A 19,747-nucleotide genomic window follows, 5' to 3' on the forward strand; every position below is an offset into this window, starting at 1 on the left:
CAGGATGCCATCCATGCCCACACTACCGCCCGTCCCGCCCACGCCGTCCCCCGTCCCCCAGCAGGGGTTGTGGCATCGCCTGGGTGCCGCCCTGCGGCGGCGTCGCCTGGCGGAACCCCGCCTGTGGTGGGATTTCCGGCGCAAGCGCTTCTGGGCCCTGGCCATACTGCTGACCTATACCGCGGCCGGCTTCCTGGTGGCGCCTCTGCTGATCCGTCGCCAGGTGGTGGATCTGGGGCAGGCCACCTTCCAGCGGCCGCCCACCCTCGATGGGGTGAGTGTGAACCCCTACGCCCTCAGCGTGGAACTGCGCGGTTTCCGCCTTACGGAGGCTGACGGCGGTCCGCTGCTGGGCTTCGACCGGCTCTATGTCCGCCTGGCGCCGGCGGGCCTGCTGCGTTGGGCCTGGGGCATCGCCGATATCCAGGTGCAGGGGCTCCGGGCCACCCTGGTGCGCTATGGCGAAACCGATACCAATATCGGGCGCCTGATCCAGGCCGCCGCCAGGGACGACGGGCCGGCCAACGGCCCGGCCAAGGCGGATGGGCAGTCCGGTGATCAGTCCGGGGGGCTGCCCCGGCTGCTAATCCGTCATGTGACCATCGTGGACGCGGCGGCGGACCTTACCGACCAGGTACCCGGCACGCCGTTCAAGACCAAGGTCGGTCCCGTCAGCATGGAATTCAACGACCTTAGCACCCTGCCCGAACGCCAGGGGCGCCAGCATGTGCAGGTCGGCCTGGAAGGCGGCGCCACGCTGGAATGGACGGGCACGTCCAGCCTGAACCCCATCGTTTCCGCCGGCCATGTGGCGGCACGCGGACCCTATATCCCCTTGCTGGCCCGGTATTTCGGCGATGCGCTGCCCGTCAAGGTCCCCACGGGAACCGTCGCTGCCGACCTGGACTATCAGCTCAGCCGGGGAAAGGGCGCCGGTTACGCCCTCGCCATCGATCATCTCAGCCTGGCGGTGCGCGGCCTGACGGTTCATGAGGCGGGCGTGAAGACGCCTTTCCTGACCCTGCCGGAATTGCATCTGGCGGGCGGCCGCTTGACTTGGCCGGCAAAGACAGTCGGTGCCGACACGCTGACCGTGGACGGGTTGAGCCTGGACGTGCGGCGGGGCGAAGATGGCCGCCTTGGTCCCATGCCCTGGTCCCCGGGTAACGCCGGGCCTGACCCTGACACCCAACAGGCCCCCCCGGCGGCGGGGACGGCGCCCTGGTCCGCCGTTCTGGGCAAGGTGCTGCTGCGCAAGGCCAAGATCCAGGTGGAGGATCGCGCGACCCGTGAGCCGGCGCGGCTGGAATTGACACCCATCGACCTGACCGTGGAGGGCGTGTCCAGCCAGGCGGGCGCGTCCTTCCCCTTCACCCTGGCGGCGGCGCTGTCCGCCGGCGGGCAGATCAAGGCGGCGGGCAAGGTGACGGCCCTGCCGACCCTGGGGCTGGAGGCCAAGCTGGCGGCGTCCGACCTGCCGGTCGCGGCCGCCCAGCCCTATGTGCACGATTGGGCACGGGTTGATATCCGCGATGGCCGGCTGGCGGCGGACGGCGATCTCACCTACAGCGCGGCGGACGGTCTCGCCTTGGCGGGCAAGGGCGATGTGCTGGCGCTGGCGGTGGCGGAGCAGGGGGGCGACACGCCGCTCGTCTCCTGGGACAGCCTGGGCGTGGATCACTATGAATACCGCCAGTCGGCCAATGACCTGCGCATTTCCCAGATCACCGTCGCGGCGCCGTACGTGCGTCTTCAGGTGGCCGCCAACCAGACCACCAATTTCAACCACCTGATGGTTGTGCGGGCCGCGCCCACCGCCTTGGCCTCCGCTCCAGCGTCCCCGCCGGTGGTCAGCGTGGGCCGCGTGGTGGTCACGGGCGGCAAGGCCGATTACGGCGATGCCTCCCTGCCATTGCCGTTCTCGGCGCACATCACCAACCTGCAGGGGGAGGTGGCGGCCCTGACCACCGCCGCCACCTCGTCCTCGCGCTTGGCGCTGCGGGGTCAGGTGGGCGACTTCGGCCAGGTGACCGTGCAAGGCCGCCTCGTGCCGTTCGACCCCGGCCGCAACACCCACGTCAACCTGCTGTTCCGCAACGTCGAATTTCCCGAGCTGTCGCCTTACACGGTCAAGTTCGCCGGTCGCCGCATCGCGCAGGGGCGGTTGGATGTCGACCTGCATTACGAAGTGGATGGTGGCCGCCTGAACGGCACCAACCGAGTGGTCATTCGCGATATCAAGCTGGGCGACCGGGTGGATGTCCCCGGCGCCCTGGACTTGCCCCTGGATCTCGCCATCGCCCTGCTGAAGGATGACGAGGGCAAGATCAACGTCGATCTGCCGGTCAGCGGCAACATCAACGACCCGCGCTTCGACATCGGCAGCGTCATCCGCGCCGCGGCCGCCGACCTGCTGACCAACCTGGTCACCGCCCCCTTCCGCGCGCTGGCCGCCCTGTTCGACGGGGGGACGCGGACAAGCTGGACCATATCGACTTCGCCCCCGGTCGCGCCGACCTCGCCCCGCCGGAACAGGAGAAGATCGTGCATCTGGCCCAGGCGCTGAGCGCCCGGCCGCACTTGGCCCTCCGGGTTCCGGGGGTGGTCGCCCCTGATGCGGACAGGGGACGACTGCAACGCGACGCGCTGGATGCCCGCATGGCCCAGGCCCTGGGGGACCATTACACCCTGGAGGGGCAGCGCCAGTTCCTGGAGGCGCTGTTCAGAGAGCGTCTGGGGGCGGACCAACTGCCGCCCCTGCGCCAGTCCTTCACCCGCGCGCCGGAGGTGCCGCCCGCGTCGACCGCCAAGATGCCGCCAGCCTCCGCCCCGGGCTTGGCCCCGGTCCTGGACGAACCGGGCTACATAGCGGCCTTGCGCCGCCGCGTCGCCAAGACCGAACCGGTGGATGACCAGGCATTGGCCGCCCTGGCGCAGGCCCGTGCCGCGGCGGTGGTGACCGCCCTGAAACAACGTCTGCCCACCTTGGATGACAAGCGTATCGCCGTGCGGCCCGTCGTCACCGCCCAGGTGGGAGAGGACCGCCTGATCCCCCTGAAGCTGGATGCCGCCAGCGTTGGGGAGTAGGGGCGTCTGGGGTGGATCAAGGGCTGGTGGATTGACCGTCATCCCCAGGCGCCATAACATCGACCAAATAAATCGACCAACTTGAGCAAGTGAGGGTGTCTATGAAGGAGATTCAATCATCTGACGCCAAGACCCATCTGCCCCAGTTGCTGGATGAGGTGGAGCGGGGGGAGACCATTGTCATCACCCGCCATGGCCGTCCCGTTGCCCGTATCATTCCGGAACCTCAAGGCCGTGAGGCGGAAACACGGCGGGCACAGGCCCTGATCCGTGAATTTCGCCAATCCATGCCCAAGCTGACGGTGGAGGAGATACTGACCGCTCGGCACGAGGGCCATAAGTACTGATGCCCTTCGTCGTGGATGTCTCGGTCGCCGCCTGTTGGCTGATGCCCGATGAGGACAGCAACGCCGCGACCGTCGCCTTTGAGCGTCTGACCACCGATCCGGCGGTGGTTCCGAGCCTTTGGTGGTTCGAGATCAGGAACATGCTGTTGGTCAATGAACGCCGGCGGCGTCTGGACGAAACACAGACGACGCGTGCCTTGGCATTGTTGGCTCAGCTTCCTTTCCGGATCGACACCTCCCCGGACAGTACGTCCGTCATGCGGTTGGCCCGGCAACACCGATTGACGGCCTATGACGCCGCCTACTTGGAATTGGCGCAGCGGTTGGTTTTGCCCTTGGCGACATTGGATGACGCCTTGGCCAGCGCGGCCCGACGTGAAGGCGTTGCTTTGGTGGGGTGATGGAAGGCGTTAACCTCTACCCGATCAACAGTCAGGATATGATCATGCACCGGCATGTCGCCTGGCTCATGATCCTCATCCCGTTCCTATTGGGTCTCGTGCTTTACGGCCGCTATGGTCGCCACGCGCTTTGGGGAATAGCGGCCATCGCCCTGTTGGTGCCTGGGGGGATCGTGCAGCTTTTCGGTGGCGGCCGATCCATCGAGTTCGTGACGGAGGGGATGCTGCCCTTGGCCCTGGTTTTCGGCGCACCGTCCACTCTATTGGCCGTGGCCATCGCCACCTTGTTCAGACGGCTGCGGCGCCGGCCACCGGCGCCCTGACCGCCGTCGCGCCTTCCGCCACCAGTTCGATCACGCAGCCGGGGTTGTTGTCCCCCACCCGGGGCGCCAGGCCGTGCAGGCGGGCGATGGCGGCCACCAGGCTCAGGCCCAGGCCGGTGCCCTCCAGGTGGCGGGTGCGGTCGGAGCGGTAGAAGCGGGAGAAGACCAGGTCGCGTTCGTGCGCCGCGATGCCGGGCCCGCTGTCGGCGACGCGAATGACGGTGGCGCCGTCGCCCTCGCGCGGGCCCAGCGACAGCGTGACCTTTCCGCCGGGTGGTGTGAACTTCAGGGCGTTGTCCACCAAGTTCCCCACCGCCTCCATCAGCAGGTCGCGGTCGGCGAACATGGGCGCCACCGGCGTGATGTCGACGGTGAAGGCGATGTCCTTGGTTTCGGCGATGGGCTCGTACAGTTCCTCGATCAGCAGGATGATCTCGGTCGGGTCCAGCATGCTGAAGCCACGCCGGCGCTTGCTGTTCTCCAACTCGCGGATGCGCAGCAGGGCGGTGATGACGGCCAGGGCCTGGTCCAGGCCGCCGATGGCCTTGCCCACCGTTTCCCGGGTTTCCTCCAGCCCCATGTCGCCCTTCATGGTGCGCTCCAGGCGGGCGCGCACCCGGGTCAGGGGGGTGCGCAGGTCGTGCGCGATCTCGTCGCCCGTGGCCTTGATCTCGCCCAGCAGGCGTTCGGTTTCATCCAGGATGCCGTTGAACAGCTGCGACAGCCGGTCCAACTCATCCCCCGGGCCGGCGCCAGCGACGGGCAGGCGTTCCTGCACCTGGCCGCTCATGATGCGCTCGGCGGCGCGGTGCACATCCTTCAGGCGCTGCTGCGTGCGCCAAGCCAGGAAGATGCCGGCCGCGAGGGCCAGGCCCATGGCCGGAATGGCGCCCATGGTCAGGGCGTGCACCACCACCTCGCGCAGGACGACCATGTATTGGCCGTTGCGGCCGATGACCAGGATGTTGCCATTGGGGATGCGCAGGGCGGCCAGTCGAACCTCGACGGCGCCCATGGCCGGAAGATCGGTGCGCACGGCCTGCACCACATGCACCTTGCCATCGATGGGCATGTCCGCAGGCACCGCTTCCAGGTTGCCGTCAATGCGGCGGCCGCCCGGCGTGAACAGGGCGGCATAGCCAACGCGGTGGAAATCGCCGGTTACGTGCGTGTTGATCAGGGCCAGGATCGCGTCCTGATCCTCGCTGGCCAGGGTGCGCGCATCCTCGGTGATCAGGGCGTCGATGCGGTTGGTTTCGAAGACCGTGGCCCGCCAATAGATAAAGGCGAACAACAGCAGCGACGATCCGGCGAAAAAGCAGGCGAACACCATGGCCAGCCGGAAGCTGGTGGTGCGCGCGATCTCACTGAGGTTCACGAAGGACGAACCCCACGTTGCGGATATTGTAGATCATGGGGAAATCGCCAGGCGCGTCCACCTTGCGCCGCAGCTTGCCGATATGGACGTCCACCAGGTTGGTCTGGGGTGAGAAGCGATAGTTCCACACGTCTTCCAGCAACATGGCCCGGGTGATGACCTGGGCGGGATGGCGCATCAGGTATTCCAGCAACTTGAACTCGCGGGGCAGCAGTTCCACGGGCCGGCCATCGCGGTTGGCCTCCCGGCTGATCAGATCCAGCTCCAGCGGCCCCACGCGCAGGCGGGTCGTCCGTGGCTCCGCCGGACGGCGCAGCAAGGCCTCCACGCGGGCGGACAGTTCCGACAGCACAAAGGGCTTGGTCAGGTAATCGTCGCCGCCGGCCTTCAGGCCGCGCACACGCTCATCCACATCGTTCAGCGCGCTGAGGAACAGCACCGGCACCCGCACCTCCTCCGCCCGCAGCAGGCCGATGATGGACAGTCCGTCCACCTCCGGCAGCATGCGGTCCAGGATCAGCAGGTCGTAACGGCCCTCGCGGGCGCGCTCCAGGCCAACGCGGCCATTATCGGCGTGGCTGATCATATAGCCGCGGTCGGTCATGTCGCGGATGATCTCGTCAGCGGTCTCTCGATCATCCTCAATCAACAGGATGTGAGCTTTGGAGGTCACCGGGGTCCATCCCTGATCGTCGAACGTTTCACTGTCCATCCGTTGGGTCCGTCGTCATCCATGGCACGGGGGTGGCCCGAACCGTGATCCGGGCGATCCCGTGACCATCCGCCAAGGCACTACCTCTGGCAACCGCCAAACAAGGGGAAACCGCGGCACTACCGCTGGGGCGGAGATGGATGGCGAAGGTCCACGATGGGGACGCTGCCGGCGTCACCGTCGCCTATTGAACCGGGGTGGCCAATTAAAATGGACGCGTCGTTTTTAAAAAAAATTATAATTTGGCCTTCCCATACCCCGTGATACGCACATCCCATGTATGGTCTTCCTTTACGACCAGAGGTCGCAAAATATCATGCTATATAGACGGCATATCATTAAGATAAGTTGGAATTGGATATTAAGACCGTGAATCATAATAATTAGTTTGCTGAATATAATGTTCATGGAATTTGTGATATTTAAGGAATGATTGCGCTTGTCTCAAACAAGAACCTAAAATTAGTTTTAATAAATAAACTAAGCTTTAGTTGTGGTGAGACTCAGCGCCGGTAACATTGGGTCCATCAGTCATTCACTTGACGGTTGGAGTGAGAGATGCAGCGTATACTGAAGAATAAGAGGGTTCAGCAGGCCGGTCTGGTCTTGCTGGTATGGGCTGGTGTTGCGGCCTGCGCCCAGGCCGGCACCATTCCGGCGGCCCAGGCGGACACGGTCAAGCGCGTCTGCCGCGACACCATGGGCCTGACGGCGCCCAATACCGACTACGTGGCCTGCGTGGACAGCCTCACCGGTTCCTTGGCCGAGGCCGCCGCGAACCGGTCCGAGGCCGCCGCCAGCGTGGCCGGCCAATCGGCCTGCAGCCAGAAGGGGCTGACGCCGGATACGCCGGAATTCGCCATGTGCGTGCTGAACTACCGCGACAAGGTGCTGGGCGCCCGTCCCACCCATGTCGCTGCCAACCAGAACCCGATCGACATCACCGGTGGGAACTAAACCCATGACCCGCGCCACGACCCGTATCGCCATCAGCCCCCGTCTGGCTGCCATCCTCGCCGCCGCGACCCTGGTTGCCGGCATCGGCGGCAGCCTGGCCGCCTGCGCCGGTCCGTCCTTCGCCACCCAGCGCCTGGCGCAGGAGAACCGGGCTTGCGCTGAAGTCGGCTTCACCCCCGGCACGGGGGAGCACGCCCGCTGCGTCGACAACCTCGATGCCGCCATGACCCAGACCATGCTGCCCATCAACTAAGGCAGCCCGCCTTCGACAGCCCCTGTCCCGCCTGTCTTGGGGCTGTCGAACGGCCCGGTTGGTGCCCCCGACAAAACCACCGGGCCTTCCTGGCCCGCCCCGTCGCCGGTCGTATCCCCCAGAAAAATCCGGCGGCGGGGCGTGGTCTTTGCTGAGTAATATAGCAATATATCCTGCTATGGTGGTGCATGGAATGCAGATTGGCGGTACATGTGGTCTTCTAATTATTAAAAACGAATTTAATTACCTAAAAGATCCTTTAATTGGTCGCCACATTTGTTCAATAGACAACTGCTTTAAAGGGCCGACGTGCCCGCACGGGCGCGGAATAAGAAGCTAATTCACTTGATGGGAGTGGACAGCAATGTCTATTGAAGCGCGGCACGGAGAAACGTCTCCGCCGCAGAACCGATTTGAGCACCGATTTGGCCGCACCGTCCTGCGCGCCGCCCTGATGACCTCCGCCTGTGTCGCGCTCATGGGCGTGGCGACGGCGGCCCGCGCCGATGACACCGCCGGCACGACGAAGCACCGGAAGGCTTCCAGCGTCGCCACCGCCGCCACCCCGACGCAGGTTGTGGCGACCCAGGCGCAAATCGATGCCCTGAACAAGCAGATCCAGGCGCTGCAGTCCCAGCTGCAGGCGCTGGCCACCCAGCAGGACACCAACGCCAAGGCCGTGGTGAACTCGCGCGCCGCCGCCGAAAAGGCCGCCGCCGCCGCGACCCAGGTCGCCCAGCAGCAGAAGGTGACCGATCCCAACGACAACAGCCTGCGCCTGGGCAAGGGCGTGAAGCTGACCTTCGGCGGCTTCATCGAAGCGGCCAGCGTCTATCGCTCGCGCAACATGACCGCGGATGTGGCCACCCCCTACGCCGCCATCCCGCTGAAGAACTCCTCCAACTATGACCGGGGTGAGTTCCGCGGCACGGCGCGTCAGAGCCGCGTGACCATGCTGGCCGAAAGCGACGTCGGCCCCGATACCCACCTGGGTGCCTACATCGAGACGGATTTCCTCGGCGTCGGCACCTCCTCCAACAGCGGACAGAGCAACAGCTACGTCCCGCGTCTACGCCAGGGTTACCTGACCGCTGACTGGAAGGACACCGGCTGGCACCTGCTGGCGGGCCAGTCCTTCAGCCTGGTCACCACCAACAAGTCCGGCATCGATCCCCGCACCGAAGCGCTGCCGATGGGCCCGGACGCCCAGTACGCCGCCGGCTTCGACTGGACCCGCAACTGGGGCCTGCGCGTGGTCAAGGACTGGAACCGCCATTATTGGCTGGGCGTGGCGTTGGAAAGCCCGCAGGCGTCCATCAGCGGTTCGACCGCCTTGGTGCCCAACAGCAACACCAACCCCGGCGGTTCGCTGCTGAACAGCACGGCCAACTACTCCACCGACATCGCCCCCGACCTGATCGTGAAGGCGGTGGCCGAGCCCGGCTGGGGCCATTACGAGGTGTTCGGCCTGGCGCGTGAGTTCCAGAGCCGCGCCGCCGGCCAGAACTACACCGAGACCGGCTTCGGCTTCGGTGCCGCCGCCATCCTGCCGGTCGTGCCCAAGTATGTGGACATCCAGCTGAGCACGATGGCTGGCCAGGGCATCGGCCGTTACGGCTCCTCCAGCCTGCCGGACGTGACGGTCAACCCCTACGGCCGCCTGTCGCCCATCACCGAGGTCACGGCCATGGCCGGCGTCATCGGCCATCCCACGTCCGATTGGGATCTGTACGCCTACTACGGCCTGGAACAGGACGACAGCAAGGCGTTCACGGTCGCCGGCAAGGCTTACGGCTATGGCAACGGCCTGGCCGTCAACACCGGTTGCTACACCGAGAGCTCGCCCCTCGCCTGCGCGGGCAACACCCGTTCGGTGCGTGAGGCGACGGCCGGCTTCTGGTGGAAGTTCTACCACGGCAACATGGGCACCATGCAGTTCGGCATGCAGGGCGAATACATCCGCCGCGACCTGTTCCAGGGCGTGGGCGGCAGCCCCAGCACCGACGACACGGTCGTCTACACCGCGTTCCGTTACTACCCGTTCTAAGTCCATCGCCGGGCCCGGCTCCTTCGGGGGCCGGGCCTTTTCCCCAGGGGTCTTGCCATCATGAAAGCTTGATGGACGGACCCAGTCCCCCGAAGAGGAGCACGACGTCATGCCGGACAAGACCACCGCCAAGCCCAAGGAACGCCCAGCGGATCAGCGGGTCATGACCACCTTCCGCCTGGAGCCCGACCTGCTGCGGCAGATCAAGATCCGCGCGGCGCTGGACGGCACCAGCATCAACGCGCTGATGGAGCAGGGCATCCGCCACATCCTGCGCATCAACCGCGAGAATGACGAGTCCGTGCGCCGCTTCATCATCTTCGTGGCCGAACTGAGCCCGGCGGAAATGCAGCGCCTGGGGGCCGGCCTGGACGACATCGTACTGGAGGCCGCCACCGGCGACTTCTACCTGTGGGCCCATGGCCTGCGACGCGCCCATGACGACCGCACCGTGTTCAACAGCCACACCCTGGCGGACACTGGCCTGAGCGCCCGCCAGATCCGCCAGCATCTGCTGGACCATGCCGACGCCCTGGTGAACGCGCCGCAGGACGTGCCGGTCAAGGCGGGCCGGGCCTGAGGGCCGGCCGGGGGGCCCTTCCCTGCGGGGGCGGGAAGGGCCTTGTGCGACCGGGTGGAGGAGGCAGGCCATCACGGCTATTTCGACGCCTGCGGGCCCTATGCGTGCCGGAGGTAGTGTATGCAGGAATGGGTATAACGGGCGATATTCGAGCCATTGAAAGCGGAGTTGCATGCAACTCCGCTTTCAGGTACATATGCTCCATAACAAATGCGGAGGAGCGGTGCCATGGGTCGGGATGATCGCGCGCAGGCTGATGGTCCGTCCTGGGTGACGGGGCGTTCTTTGGTTTCCGGGGCGTCGGGGACGGACAAGCCTGCGAAGGCGTGGCCGGATAATGCCTGGTATGCTGCCGCTTGGGACCATGAGGTGGGGCGGGCGCTGTTCCCGCGCACCATCTGCGGCACGCAACTGGTGTTCTACCGCCAACTGGACCGCACTCCCGTGGCCCTGGCCGATGCCTGCTGGCATCGCCTGGTGCCCCTGTCCAAGGGCCGGCTGTTGGGGGATACCGTGCGTTGCGGCTATCACGGCCTGGAATACGCCGCCAACGGCCGCTGCACGCATATGCCCAGCCAGGAAACGCTGAACCCGGCGGCCTGCGTGCGGTCCTATCCGGTGGTGGAACGTCACCGCTTCATCTGGGTGTGGATGGGCGATCCGGCCCTGGCCGATCCCGCGCTGGTGCCCGACCTGCATTGGAACCACGACCCCGAGTGGGCGGGCGACGGCCGCCTGATCACGGTGAAATGCGATTATCGCCTGGTGCTGGACAACCTCATGGACCTGACGCACGAGACCTTCGTGCATGGGTCCAGCATCGGCAACGACGCGGTGGCGGAGGCGCCGTTCCAGGTGACCCACACCGACAAGACGGCCACGGTCACCCGCTGGATGCACAACATCGACCCGCCACCCTTCTGGGCCGGCCAGCTGGGCAAGCCGGGCAAGGTCGATCGCTGGCAGATCATCAAGTTCGAGGCGCCCTGCACCATCGCCATCGATGTGGGTGTGGCCCCCGCCGGCACCGGCGCGCCGGAAGGCGACCGCAGCCAGGGTGTCAACGGCTATGTCCTGAACACCATCACGCCCGAGGCGGACGGCAGCTGTCATTACTTCTGGGCCTTCTGCCGCAACTACCGCCTGGGCGAACAGCGCCTGACCCATGAACTGCGCGAGGGCGTGCGTCGCATCTTCGGTGAGGATGAAGAGGTTCTCGAGGCGCAGCAGCGGGCGATCGAGAGCCATCCCGACCGCCGCTTCTATAATCTGAACATCGACGCTGGCGGCATGTGGGCCCGCCGCCTGATCGACCGCATGATCGCGGCCGAGGCGCCCCGGGCCGTGGCGGCGGAATGACCGCCCGGACGGCGGCGGCCGAGGAGGACGGCCGGGGCATGCAGGTCGGGCGGGCCCAGCAGGGCCTGCGGGAGCTGATCCTGGCGGGGGACCTGCCGCCGGGCAAGCGGGTGTCGGAACCGGCCATGGTGGACAGGCTGGGCGTATCGCGCACGCCGGTGCGCCTGGCGCTGGAACGGCTGGCGCGGGAGGGGCTGGTGACGCCCGGCGCCAGTGGCGGCTTCGTCGTGCGCGCCTTCACTGCCGCCGACTTGGCGGACGGCATCGAAGTGCGCGGCACGCTGGAAGGCTTGGCCGCCCGGCTGGCGGCGGAACGGCGGCCCACGGCGGCTGACCTCGCCCCCTTGCGCGCCTGCGTGGCCGATCTGGACCGGGTGGTGGCCCCGCCGACGCTCAGCGAGGCCGATTTCGACGCCTATGTCCGGCTGAACGCCTTTTTCCATGAGGAATTGGTGCGCCTGGCAGGCAGCGGTGTGGTGGCCCGCGCCATCGAGCAGGCATCGGCCCAGCCCTTCGCCGGCCCCTCCGCCTTCGTGCGCCTGCACGCCACGGAGCCGGCGGGACGCGACACCCTGGTGGTGGCCCAGGAACAGCATCGCCTGCTGCTGGACGCCATCACCCGGGGGCAGGGTGCCCGGGCGGAAGCGCTGGCCGCGGAGCATGCCCGCGTGGCCCAGCGCCGCCTGGGGGCGGCCCTGGCCGATCGTGACCGATTGGATGGCTTGCCGGGCGGTTCGTTGCTGCGCTTGGCCGCCGGTAAGCGCGCTTAATACCAAGTAGCGATGATCCTGACCTATGGTCAGGCCCATCGCCCTCAATCGCCGGCGCCGCCATCCGGCGGCTTGGCTTCCGCGCCTTACGGCGCGCGGCGGCAGTCGCCGCCGATACCCAGGAGCGATGAATGGAAATCATCGCTCCTGGGTATAAGACAATACGGGAGGAAATGAGCCATGGGGTTCAAGGTCGAGTGGGGACTGGCGCGGCTGGTGGCCATCCGCGACGTGGCGGACGGCATCCGCCAATTCGATATCCAGCCTGATTTTCCCGTGCCGGCCTACGGCCCCGGGTCGCACATCCAGGTTCAGGTGCTGATCAACGGCCAGCCGGACGTGCGCCACTATTCCCTGGTGGGGGAACCGGCGGACGGCCTGCTGCGCATCGCCGTGAAGCGTCTGCCCGACAGCCGGGGCGGGTCCGCCTATATGTGGGGCTTGGCGCCCGGCGCCCGGCTGACCATCAGCGCCCCCTTGAACCATTTTGACCTGTCGGCCGGCCGGCCGGATTACCTGCTGATCGCTGGCGGCATCGGCATCACCCCCTTGTACGCCATGGCGCGGGCGCTGGCCCGCCGGGGCGCCCCGGTGCGTCTGCTGTACGGCGTCCGCCGGGCTGCCGACCTGGCGTTCGCGGAGGAACTGCGGGCTCTATTGGGGGACCGGCTGCGGGTGTTCGTGGATGCCGAGGGGCAAACCATGGACTTCGCCGCCGAATTGGCCAGCGTGGCACCGGGCGGGGAGGTCTACAGCTGCGGTCCCGCCCCCATGATGGCGGCGGCGCGCCAGGCGTGGCAGGCGCTGGGTCGCCCGGCGTCGGACTTCCGGCTGGAAACCTTCGGCGCCGGCGGCGGCACCGTGGCACAGCCCTTTGTCGCCCGGGTGCCCCGCCTGGATTTGGAGGTGACGGTACGCCCGGACCAGACCCTGCTGTCCGCCTTGCAGGAGGCTGGCGCCGACCTGATGTACGACTGCCGGCGGGGCGAGTGCGGCCTGTGCGCCCTGGATGTCCTGGACGTTTCCGGCGGCCGCCTGGACCATCGGGATGTCTTCCTCAGCGACCACCAGAAGGCGGAGGGGCACCAGATGTGCGTCTGCGTCTCCCGCGCCACTGGTGGCACGGTGACGCTGGACACGGGCCACCGGACCTCATAACGGCGCTGGCGCTACAGCGCCGTTGAGCGGTGTGCGTCCAGGACGCGGATGTCGGTGCCGTGCAGGGCCACCGCCGACAGCCGTCCGCTGCGATAGGCGCCGGTGTCGACAGCGATGCGATTGGGCAGGATGTCCACCTCGGGCACGATGGTATGACCGTGGACGATGACCTTCTCATGCGGCCCTTCCGCCAGCATGAACGGCGCCCGGATCCACAGCATATCTTCCGGTGTCTGTTCGGCCAGGGGACGGCCGGGGCGGATGCCGGCGTGGACGAAGGCGTAGTCGCCATACACGACCTGGTAGCTCAGGGAGTCCAGGAAACGGCGATGCGACGGTGGCAATTGGGCCGCCAGCGCCTCGCTCAGGGCCACGGCCTGCAACACCGAGGGCCCTTCCATCACCGCGGGCAGGCCATAGCTGCGCAAGGTGGCCGGGCCGCCGAAGTCCAGCCAGCGCAAGGCCGCCAGGGGATCGGCCAGGAAGTCCATCATCGATTGTTCGTGGTTGCCGCGCAGGCAGTGCACCGTGAAGCCCGGCACCCTGTCGGCCAAGGTGCGGCCCGTGACGTCGGTGCCGCCGCGCAGCAGATCGATCACCCCCCGGCTATCCGGGCCCCGGTCGACGTAATCGCCCAGCATCACCAGAACGGGCGTCAGGGGCCCGTGCCGCGCCACCAGGCGGGCGTGGTCCTGCGTGATGATGTCCAGCAACTGGCGCAGCAGCCCCAATTCGCCATGAACGTCGCCGACGGCGTAGACGGCATGGCCATCCGGTACCCGGGGCGCCATCCGGGTGGGACGGGGCCGGGTCGGCATCAGGACCTCACGCAGTCGTTTCAGCATCGCGCAATGACATCCAAGGGGGATGTGGGTTCACCACTGCCAACGGTACGGGCAGGGGCGGCCCTTGTCACCATTCCTTGATTTCAGGGCGCGGTTGCAGATCAGGCGCACCACACGCGTTCCGATAGGTTAGGCGGGACCAGACGTCCCGGGCAGCGGCAGATCCAGCAACCGGGTCAATGTGCGGCGTGGCTTCACCAAGTCCGCCAGCGTGTAATCGTCCAGCACCGCCAGGAAGGCCTGCAGCGCCTCCTTCAAGGCCGACTTCAGCACGCAGGTGGGGTTCAGGCGGCACAGTGCGGGGGAACTGTCGGAAAAGCACTCCAGGATATCCAGTTCCTGTTCCGTGGCGCGGATCACCTCGCCCAGGCGAATATCCTCCGCCTTGCGGCCCAGGCGCAGGCCACCGCCCCGGCCGCGCACGGTTTCAACGTAGCCAAGCAAGCTCAACTGGTGAACCACCTTCATCAGGTGGTTCTTGGAGATGTCGTAGGTCTGGGCGACATCGTTGATGGTGGCCAGGCCGTCGGACTTCAGCGCCAGGAACACCAGCGTGCGCAGCGCATAATCCGTATAGCTCGACAGCCTCATGGGCACCCTCGAAAATAAATCTACGTCACATCTATATCCCATTTGGTGTGTGAGGTAACGCGATGCATTCAATCGCTATCCGTTTGCCAAGCCTCCATCGCTGTCGGTCCGGCCCAATCCTTCAATAGGGATGGTGAAATTTACAGCCAGAGTTTGGCGGATCGCTGTGGCATTGCCCGCAAGCCCACAATCAAAGAATTATCGCGGGCGTTTAGTTTGAAACTGAGCGTTGAGACGGGTGTGGCCCGCTTTTGGCACGCGCGGACGGTCTCGCCCATTCCGCTTTGCCTTCCGTCGGGCCGATCAGTCTTTTGTAACTATGTGACTATTTCTTCCGTGTCGGTTGAGGCGGCGCTCGGCAGCCCCTCGATTCCTGGCCTTTGGCTGAATGCCTTCGACTCCGGCCCACACAATTCCGCCAATCGGTTGCAAATTTGAACTTGTATGACAAATGGCCTTGGTATATTAATCATACAAAATAAGATATCCGGGCGAACAGGTGTCCCGGAGAACAGGGCATAAAACGGGAGGATCAAAAATGAAGCGTGCCAAGGTGCACCGGATGGCAGCCCCATCCGTTGCCGTCGTCGCCCTCATGGCTTTTTCAAATCCGGCTTGGGCGCAGCAGTCCATGGCTCAGACGGCGGAAAACCCGCCTCAGGGAAAGCCGTCGACCGACACCGGGGAATTGGAAGAAATCATTGTCACGGGCGCCCGCGCCGCTTTGGGGTCGGCCCAGGCCATCAAGCGCAACGCTGATCAAATCGTCGATTCCGTTCAGGCGGAAGATATCGGCAAGCTACCTGACGCGAACACCATCGAGGCTTTGCAGCGCATCACCGGCGTGCAGATCCAGCGCCGATATGGCGAGGGGGCGACGGACTTCGACCACCGCACGCAGCCGGCCGTCACGGTGCGCGGCCTGACCCAGACCCTGAACCTGATGGACGGGCGGGCCGTGTTCTCCGCGGCGGGAAGCCGGTCCTTCGACCTCGAGGGCATCCCGCCGGAGCTGTTGGCCGGGATCGACGTCTACAAGAACCCGCCCGCCTCCATGATCGAGGGGGGCGTGGGCGGCGCCATCAACCTGCGCACCCGGTTGCCGTTCGACGCGCCCGACCAGATCGTCAGCGCCACCGTGAAAGGGAATTATTACGACCGCGCCGACAAGTTCGGCGGCTCCGCGTCAGCCCTCTACAGTGACCGCGAGCAAACCGGCGTCGGCGAAATGGGCTTTCTGCTCAATGCCGTCTACGGCAAGAGCGATTACCGCCAGGACGCGATCCTGGTGGGACAGCAGGCGGCCGTACCCGCGGGCGTCATCGCCAACGCACCCAGCAATGCCAAGGTGCCGCTGGGCTTGCAGATTTATGATGACAATGGCGACCGCGAGCGCATCGGCGTGGCCGGCGCCTATCAGTGGCGGATCAATTCCGACCTGATGGTGACGTCGCAGGTGCAGTACACCAAGTATAAGTTCGACCGCACGGGCGCCTACTACTATCCAATCGACAACTCGTCGACCCCCGCCCCCACGCCGGGCGCCGCCCTCACCTTCGGTAGCGACGGTTACGCGACCAGCGGGTCGATCTCGAACCAGATTTTCGAGGCCGGTCGGTTTGACCAGGCCCTGGACACCGACTCCACCAACGCGACCTTCAACGTTTCATGGGCGACCACGTCCCACCTGACCATGAAGTTCGATGCGCAGTACATGAAGTCGCGCTACGACGCGGACCGGAATGGCCTGGTCCTCTCGCTGCATCAAAAGACGGGGGAAACCGGGTTCACCGGACCCAACCAATCCATCATCGACTTTGATCTGCGGGGCGACACTCCCGTGTGGAATGTCCGCAATCCGGCGCTGCTGACCAATGTCAGCAACTACACGGTGCCGTTCATCGCCAACTCCCTGACCCGCAACGACGCCGATCAGACCGCGCTGGCCTATGACGTCGACTATGACAATTCGGGCAGCTTCTTCAATCGCTTGCGGGCGGGCGCGCGGTATACCGACAGCAACATCACCCTGCGCGGCACCTGGAATGGCGTCTGCCTGTACCGCAATGCCGCCGACCCGAGTTGCAGCGCCCCGGACGGCACGCCTCTACCGCCCCTCAGCCAGTATCCGCAGCTGTTCAAATCCGGTCCCTCGGCGAATTTCTTCGACGGGCGCACGCTGCCGGGCGGGGTGCTGTATCCGGAATTCCTGCCAGGCTCCGGCCTCTGGAACAGCCTCGGTTCCACCTACGCCCTGCTGGGCGCCCAGCGTAAGTTGAGCTTCTCGCCGGCCGACATCACCACCCTGAACGAAAAGACCGTGGCCGGTTACGTGACCGCCGATTATGAGACGGAACTGATCGGGATGCCCGTCGATGGCAATGTCGGCGTCCGTCTCGCCCAAACCAAGCTCACCTCGACCGGCACCCAGTTCAACGCCAACGGCACGACCCAGCAGATCGCAACCGACAAGTCCTATTTGTCGCCACTGCCCAGTTTCAACATCCGCTTCCGCCCCACCGACGAATTCCAGATCCGGGGCGCCTATTCGAAAGCGATCACGCGGCCGAATTTCGATCAGCTTTCAACCAACCTGACCCTGAACGCCGCCAACCAGATCAACCCGCTGACAGGACGCCCCAGCGCCAGTCAGGGCAACCCCAACCTCGATCCGATCAAGTCGGATAACTATGATCTGACGGCGGAGTGGTATTTCTCCTCCACAGGGTCGTTGACGGCCGGCTTGTTCTACAAGGAGACGAACGGCTTCATCTTCGGGGACAACGTCGTCAGGACCTATGACGGCCGGGCCTATGACACCGCCACGTCCGCCAACGCGGGCGGCGGTTCGATCAAGGGCTTCGAGGTGGCCTACCAGCAGTTCTTCGATTTCCTTCCCGGTTTGTTCAGCGGTCTGGGCTTCCAGGCGAACTACACCTATGCGTATAGCGCCGTGGATTTCACCACCCACGACGCGTCGGGCAATCCGATCACGACGCTGCGGCCGTTGGAGAAGCTGTCCAGGCACAGCTACAATCTTGTCGGGCTTTATGAGAAGGGGCCGGTTTCGGCCCGGCTCGCCTGGAATTGGCGCGGTCCTTATTTCGATACCACGACCGGCAGCGGCGCCAACGGCACGATGCAGTACCAGAAGGCCTACTCCACCCTCGACGCCTCGGTCAGCGTGGACCTGTCGCGCCATGTCGCTGTGACGGTGGACGCCGTCAATCTAACCAACAGCATGAGCGTCACCTACATCGATACCCCAAGCCAGCCGCTGCAATACACGCTGAATGACCGCCGGTTCGGCATTTCCGTCCGCGCGACTTACTGAGTCCCTTCCTTGCCGGTGTGGCCATCGGGACCACACCGGCACCTTTTCCTGGAAGAGTGTTGCATCGTGAGCCAGAACGGACCGCTTGGACATATCGCGATCATCGGGGGCGGCACCGCCGGTTGGATGGCGGCCGCGGCGCTGGCCCGTGTCCTGGGTCGCCACGGCCCGGCCATAACCTTGGTGGAGTCGGAGGAGATCGGCACCATCGGGGTGGGGGAGGCGACCATCCCACCCATCCAGGCCTTCAACGCGATGCTGGGCATCAACGAGGATGATTTCCTGCGCGCCACCCAGGGCACCTTCAAGCTGGGCATCGACTTCATTGATTGGTTGAGGCCGGGGCACCGGTACTTCCACCCCTTCGGCGACCATGGGGTCGATTTCGGCCCCGTTCCGTTTGATGGTTTGTGGCACAAGCTGCGGCCGCGCGGGCTGGCGGAGCCGCTGGAGGCCTATTCCATTTGCGCCGCCGCCGCCGCGGCTGGCCGGTTCGCGCGGCCCACGCAGGGTGATAACACCCCGCTGTCCCGCATCAGCTACGCCTTCCATTTCGACGCGGCGCTTTACGCCCAGCTGTTGCGCACCCATGCCGAGGCCGCCGGCGTCACGCGGCGTGAGGGGCGTGTGACGGCGGTGGACTTGCGGCCCGATGGGTTCATCGAGGCGGTGACGCTGTCCTGCGGCACGCGCGTGACCGCCGACTTCTTCATCGACTGTTCCGGCTTCCGGGGATTGTTGATCGCCGATGCCCTGGGGGCGGGATTCCAGGATTGGGGACACTGGCTGCCCAATGACCGGGCGGTGGCCGTTCCGTGCGCGTCGGGCGGTTCGTTCACGCCCTACACCCGGTCGACGGCCCGCGCCGCCGGCTGGCAATGGCGCATTCCCCTGCGCAACCGCATCGGGAATGGCTATGTCTACGCCAGCGCCCATCTGTCCGATGAGGGGGCCATGGCGACGCTGATGGCCAATCTCGATGGCGCGGCCTTGGCGGAGCCGCGCCTGCTGCGCTTCCGCACCGGCCGCCGGGACGCCTTCTGGGTCAAGAACTGTGTGGCCTTGGGATTGGCCGCCGGCTTCCTGGAACCCTTGGAATCCACCAGCATCCACCTGATCCAGGCGGGCATCGCCCGGCTTTTGGAAATGTTCCCCACCCGCGCGTTCGAGCCGGCGGACATTCGCCGCTACAATCGCCTGATGGCCGCCGAGTTCGACAGCGTGCGCGACTTCGTGATCCTGCATTTCCATGCCACGGAACGGGCCGACACCCCGTATTGGACCCATGTTCGGACCATGGATGTGCCGGAAACCCTGGCCGAACGTCTGCGCATCTACCGCGCCACCGGCCGTGTCTTCCGCGAGGCGGACGACCTGTTCACCAAGACCAGTTGGCTGGCGGTCATGCAGGGCCAGGGGCTGACGGCCAAGGGCTACGATCCCCTGGCCGACGGCATGCCGGAGACGGAGGCGCAGGCCAGGCTGGAAAGGATTGCCGCGGTGACCGCCGCCTCGGTTCAGCGGCTGCCCAGCCATGGGGAGTTCATCCGCACCCGGGTGGACGCTGGTTTTCAGCCTTGGGGGGAGTCCTTATGAGGGGGTGGA

Annotated in this window: 18 protein-coding genes; 14 read left to right on the forward strand and 4 right to left on the reverse strand. The window is 65.8% G+C overall.

Annotated features, from left to right (window positions below; all coding sequences use genetic code 11):
- Positions 1-13 precede the first annotated feature (13 nt).
- The 5 genes from UCD39_RS27725 to UCD39_RS27745 all read left to right on the forward strand — a co-directional run bounded on the left by UCD39_RS27725 (position 14) and on the right by UCD39_RS27745 (position 4,158).
- Positions 14-2,566 carry a DUF748 domain-containing protein gene (locus UCD39_RS27725; protein WP_330498831.1) on the forward strand — a complete coding sequence of 851 codons (2,553 nt, stop codon included), beginning with the start codon at positions 14-16 and terminating at the stop codon, positions 2,564-2,566.
- Complete coding sequence (locus UCD39_RS27730; protein ID WP_442943732.1) at positions 2,491-3,087, forward strand: DUF748 domain-containing protein; 597 nt, start codon at positions 2,491-2,493, stop codon at positions 3,085-3,087. Before UCD39_RS27725 ends, UCD39_RS27730 begins: the two co-directional genes overlap by 76 nt.
- A 101-nt stretch (positions 3,088-3,188) precedes the next feature.
- The gene (locus UCD39_RS27735; protein WP_330498833.1) at positions 3,189-3,434 is read left to right on the forward strand and encodes a type II toxin-antitoxin system Phd/YefM family antitoxin; all 246 of its coding nucleotides are present in this window, start codon (positions 3,189-3,191) and stop codon (positions 3,432-3,434) included.
- Positions 3,434-3,835: a type II toxin-antitoxin system VapC family toxin gene (locus UCD39_RS27740; protein WP_330498834.1), complete on the forward strand. Its 402-nt coding sequence runs from the start codon at positions 3,434-3,436 to the stop codon at positions 3,833-3,835. Before UCD39_RS27735 ends, UCD39_RS27740 begins: the two co-directional genes overlap by 1 nt.
- 44 nt (positions 3,836-3,879) lie before the next feature.
- Positions 3,880-4,158, forward strand: a complete 279-nt coding sequence (locus UCD39_RS27745; RefSeq protein ID WP_330498835.1) for a hypothetical protein — start codon at positions 3,880-3,882, stop codon at positions 4,156-4,158.
- On the opposite strand, the gene UCD39_RS27750 is transcribed toward UCD39_RS27745, so the two are convergent.
- The gene (locus UCD39_RS27750) at positions 4,124-5,536 is read right to left on the reverse strand and encodes a sensor histidine kinase (protein ID WP_330498836.1); all 1,413 of its coding nucleotides are present in this window, start codon (positions 5,534-5,536) and stop codon (positions 4,124-4,126) included. The genes UCD39_RS27745 and UCD39_RS27750 overlap by 35 nt on opposite strands.
- A complete protein-coding gene (locus UCD39_RS27755) occupies positions 5,523-6,248 on the reverse strand; it encodes a response regulator transcription factor (RefSeq protein ID WP_330498837.1) in 726 nt (241 codons plus the stop codon). The genes UCD39_RS27750 and UCD39_RS27755 overlap by 14 nt, the downstream gene beginning before the upstream one ends.
- A gap of 558 nt (positions 6,249-6,806) precedes the next feature.
- On the opposite strand from UCD39_RS27755, the gene UCD39_RS27760 reads away from it, so the two are divergent.
- The 7 genes from UCD39_RS27760 (at position 6,807) to UCD39_RS27790 (ending at position 13,372) form a co-directional block, all read left to right on the forward strand.
- Complete coding sequence (locus UCD39_RS27760) at positions 6,807-7,205, forward strand: hypothetical protein (RefSeq protein ID WP_330498838.1); 399 nt, start codon at positions 6,807-6,809, stop codon at positions 7,203-7,205.
- A 4-nt stretch (positions 7,206-7,209) separates the two neighbouring features.
- A complete protein-coding gene (locus UCD39_RS27765) occupies positions 7,210-7,458 on the forward strand; it encodes a hypothetical protein (protein ID WP_330498839.1) in 249 nt (82 codons plus the stop codon).
- Between the two features lie 364 nt (positions 7,459-7,822).
- Positions 7,823-9,505 (forward strand): FlxA-like family protein, encoded by a 1,683-nt coding sequence (locus tag UCD39_RS27770; RefSeq protein WP_330498840.1) that lies wholly within the window; start codon positions 7,823-7,825, stop codon positions 9,503-9,505.
- 109 nt (positions 9,506-9,614) lie between these two features.
- Complete coding sequence (locus tag UCD39_RS27775; protein WP_330498841.1) at positions 9,615-10,085, forward strand: hypothetical protein; 471 nt, start codon at positions 9,615-9,617, stop codon at positions 10,083-10,085.
- A gap of 228 nt (positions 10,086-10,313) precedes the next feature.
- Positions 10,314-11,444 carry an aromatic ring-hydroxylating dioxygenase subunit alpha gene (locus UCD39_RS27780; protein ID WP_330498842.1) on the forward strand — a complete coding sequence of 377 codons (1,131 nt, stop codon included), beginning with the start codon at positions 10,314-10,316 and terminating at the stop codon, positions 11,442-11,444.
- Positions 11,441-12,214 carry a GntR family transcriptional regulator gene (locus UCD39_RS27785; protein ID WP_330498843.1) on the forward strand — a complete coding sequence of 258 codons (774 nt, stop codon included), beginning with the start codon at positions 11,441-11,443 and terminating at the stop codon, positions 12,212-12,214. The genes UCD39_RS27780 and UCD39_RS27785 overlap by 4 nt, the downstream gene beginning before the upstream one ends.
- A gap of 180 nt (positions 12,215-12,394) precedes the next feature.
- A complete protein-coding gene (locus UCD39_RS27790) occupies positions 12,395-13,372 on the forward strand; it encodes a PDR/VanB family oxidoreductase (protein WP_330498844.1) in 978 nt (325 codons plus the stop codon).
- 11 nt (positions 13,373-13,383) lie between these two features.
- Here UCD39_RS27790 and UCD39_RS27795 read toward each other — a convergent pair whose 3' ends face one another.
- Together UCD39_RS27795 and UCD39_RS27800 are read right to left on the reverse strand one after the other, a co-directional pair.
- Positions 13,384-14,217 (reverse strand): metallophosphoesterase family protein, encoded by an 834-nt coding sequence (locus tag UCD39_RS27795; RefSeq protein ID WP_330498845.1) that lies wholly within the window; start codon positions 14,215-14,217, stop codon positions 13,384-13,386.
- Between the two features lie 129 nt (positions 14,218-14,346).
- Positions 14,347-14,808, reverse strand: a complete 462-nt coding sequence (locus UCD39_RS27800) for an Rrf2 family transcriptional regulator (RefSeq protein WP_145735440.1) — start codon at positions 14,806-14,808, stop codon at positions 14,347-14,349.
- Positions 14,809-15,346: 538 nt separating this feature from the next.
- Here UCD39_RS27800 and UCD39_RS27805 point away from each other — a divergent pair.
- Both UCD39_RS27805 and UCD39_RS27810 read left to right on the forward strand, forming a co-directional pair.
- The gene (locus UCD39_RS27805; protein WP_330498846.1) at positions 15,347-18,142 is read left to right on the forward strand and encodes a TonB-dependent receptor; all 2,796 of its coding nucleotides are present in this window, start codon (positions 15,347-15,349) and stop codon (positions 18,140-18,142) included.
- A 66-nt stretch (positions 18,143-18,208) separates the two neighbouring features.
- The gene (locus tag UCD39_RS27810) at positions 18,209-19,738 is read left to right on the forward strand and encodes a tryptophan halogenase family protein (protein ID WP_330498847.1); all 1,530 of its coding nucleotides are present in this window, start codon (positions 18,209-18,211) and stop codon (positions 19,736-19,738) included.
- The last annotated feature ends 9 nt before the right edge of the window (positions 19,739-19,747 follow it).

It is taken from the genome of Nitrospirillum karajorum (assembly GCF_036348415.1).
GTDB lineage: Bacteria > Pseudomonadota > Alphaproteobacteria > Azospirillales > Azospirillaceae > Nitrospirillum > Nitrospirillum amazonense_B.

What these genes read in the sequence shown, in the direction of transcription:
- UCD39_RS27795 (WP_330498845.1), bottom strand. Translation starts at nt 14,217, where the DNA reads ATGCTGAAACGACTGCGTGAGGTCCTGATGCCGACCCGGCCCCGTCCC.
- UCD39_RS27800 (WP_145735440.1), bottom strand. Translation starts at nt 14,808, where the DNA reads ATGAGGCTGTCGAGCTATACGGATTATGCGCTGCGCACGCTGGTGTTC.
- UCD39_RS27785 (WP_330498843.1), top strand. Translation starts at nt 11,441, where the DNA reads ATGACCGCCCGGACGGCGGCGGCCGAGGAGGACGGCCGGGGCATGCAG.
- UCD39_RS27805 (WP_330498846.1), top strand. Translation starts at nt 15,347, where the DNA reads ATGAAGCGTGCCAAGGTGCACCGGATGGCAGCCCCATCCGTTGCCGTC.
- UCD39_RS27780 (WP_330498842.1), top strand. Translation starts at nt 10,314, where the DNA reads ATGGGTCGGGATGATCGCGCGCAGGCTGATGGTCCGTCCTGGGTGACG.
- UCD39_RS27775 (WP_330498841.1), top strand. Translation starts at nt 9,615, where the DNA reads ATGCCGGACAAGACCACCGCCAAGCCCAAGGAACGCCCAGCGGATCAG.
- UCD39_RS27740 (WP_330498834.1), top strand. Translation starts at nt 3,434, where the DNA reads ATGCCCTTCGTCGTGGATGTCTCGGTCGCCGCCTGTTGGCTGATGCCC.
- UCD39_RS27790 (WP_330498844.1), top strand. Translation starts at nt 12,395, where the DNA reads ATGGGGTTCAAGGTCGAGTGGGGACTGGCGCGGCTGGTGGCCATCCGC.
- UCD39_RS27755 (WP_330498837.1), bottom strand. Translation starts at nt 6,248, where the DNA reads ATGGACAGTGAAACGTTCGACGATCAGGGATGGACCCCGGTGACCTCC.
- UCD39_RS27725 (WP_330498831.1), top strand. Translation starts at nt 14, where the DNA reads ATGCCCACACTACCGCCCGTCCCGCCCACGCCGTCCCCCGTCCCCCAG.
- UCD39_RS27765 (WP_330498839.1), top strand. Translation starts at nt 7,210, where the DNA reads ATGACCCGCGCCACGACCCGTATCGCCATCAGCCCCCGTCTGGCTGCC.
- UCD39_RS27770 (WP_330498840.1), top strand. Translation starts at nt 7,823, where the DNA reads ATGTCTATTGAAGCGCGGCACGGAGAAACGTCTCCGCCGCAGAACCGA.
- UCD39_RS27735 (WP_330498833.1), top strand. Translation starts at nt 3,189, where the DNA reads ATGAAGGAGATTCAATCATCTGACGCCAAGACCCATCTGCCCCAGTTG.
- UCD39_RS27760 (WP_330498838.1), top strand. Translation starts at nt 6,807, where the DNA reads ATGCAGCGTATACTGAAGAATAAGAGGGTTCAGCAGGCCGGTCTGGTC.
- UCD39_RS27745 (WP_330498835.1), top strand. Translation starts at nt 3,880, where the DNA reads ATGCACCGGCATGTCGCCTGGCTCATGATCCTCATCCCGTTCCTATTG.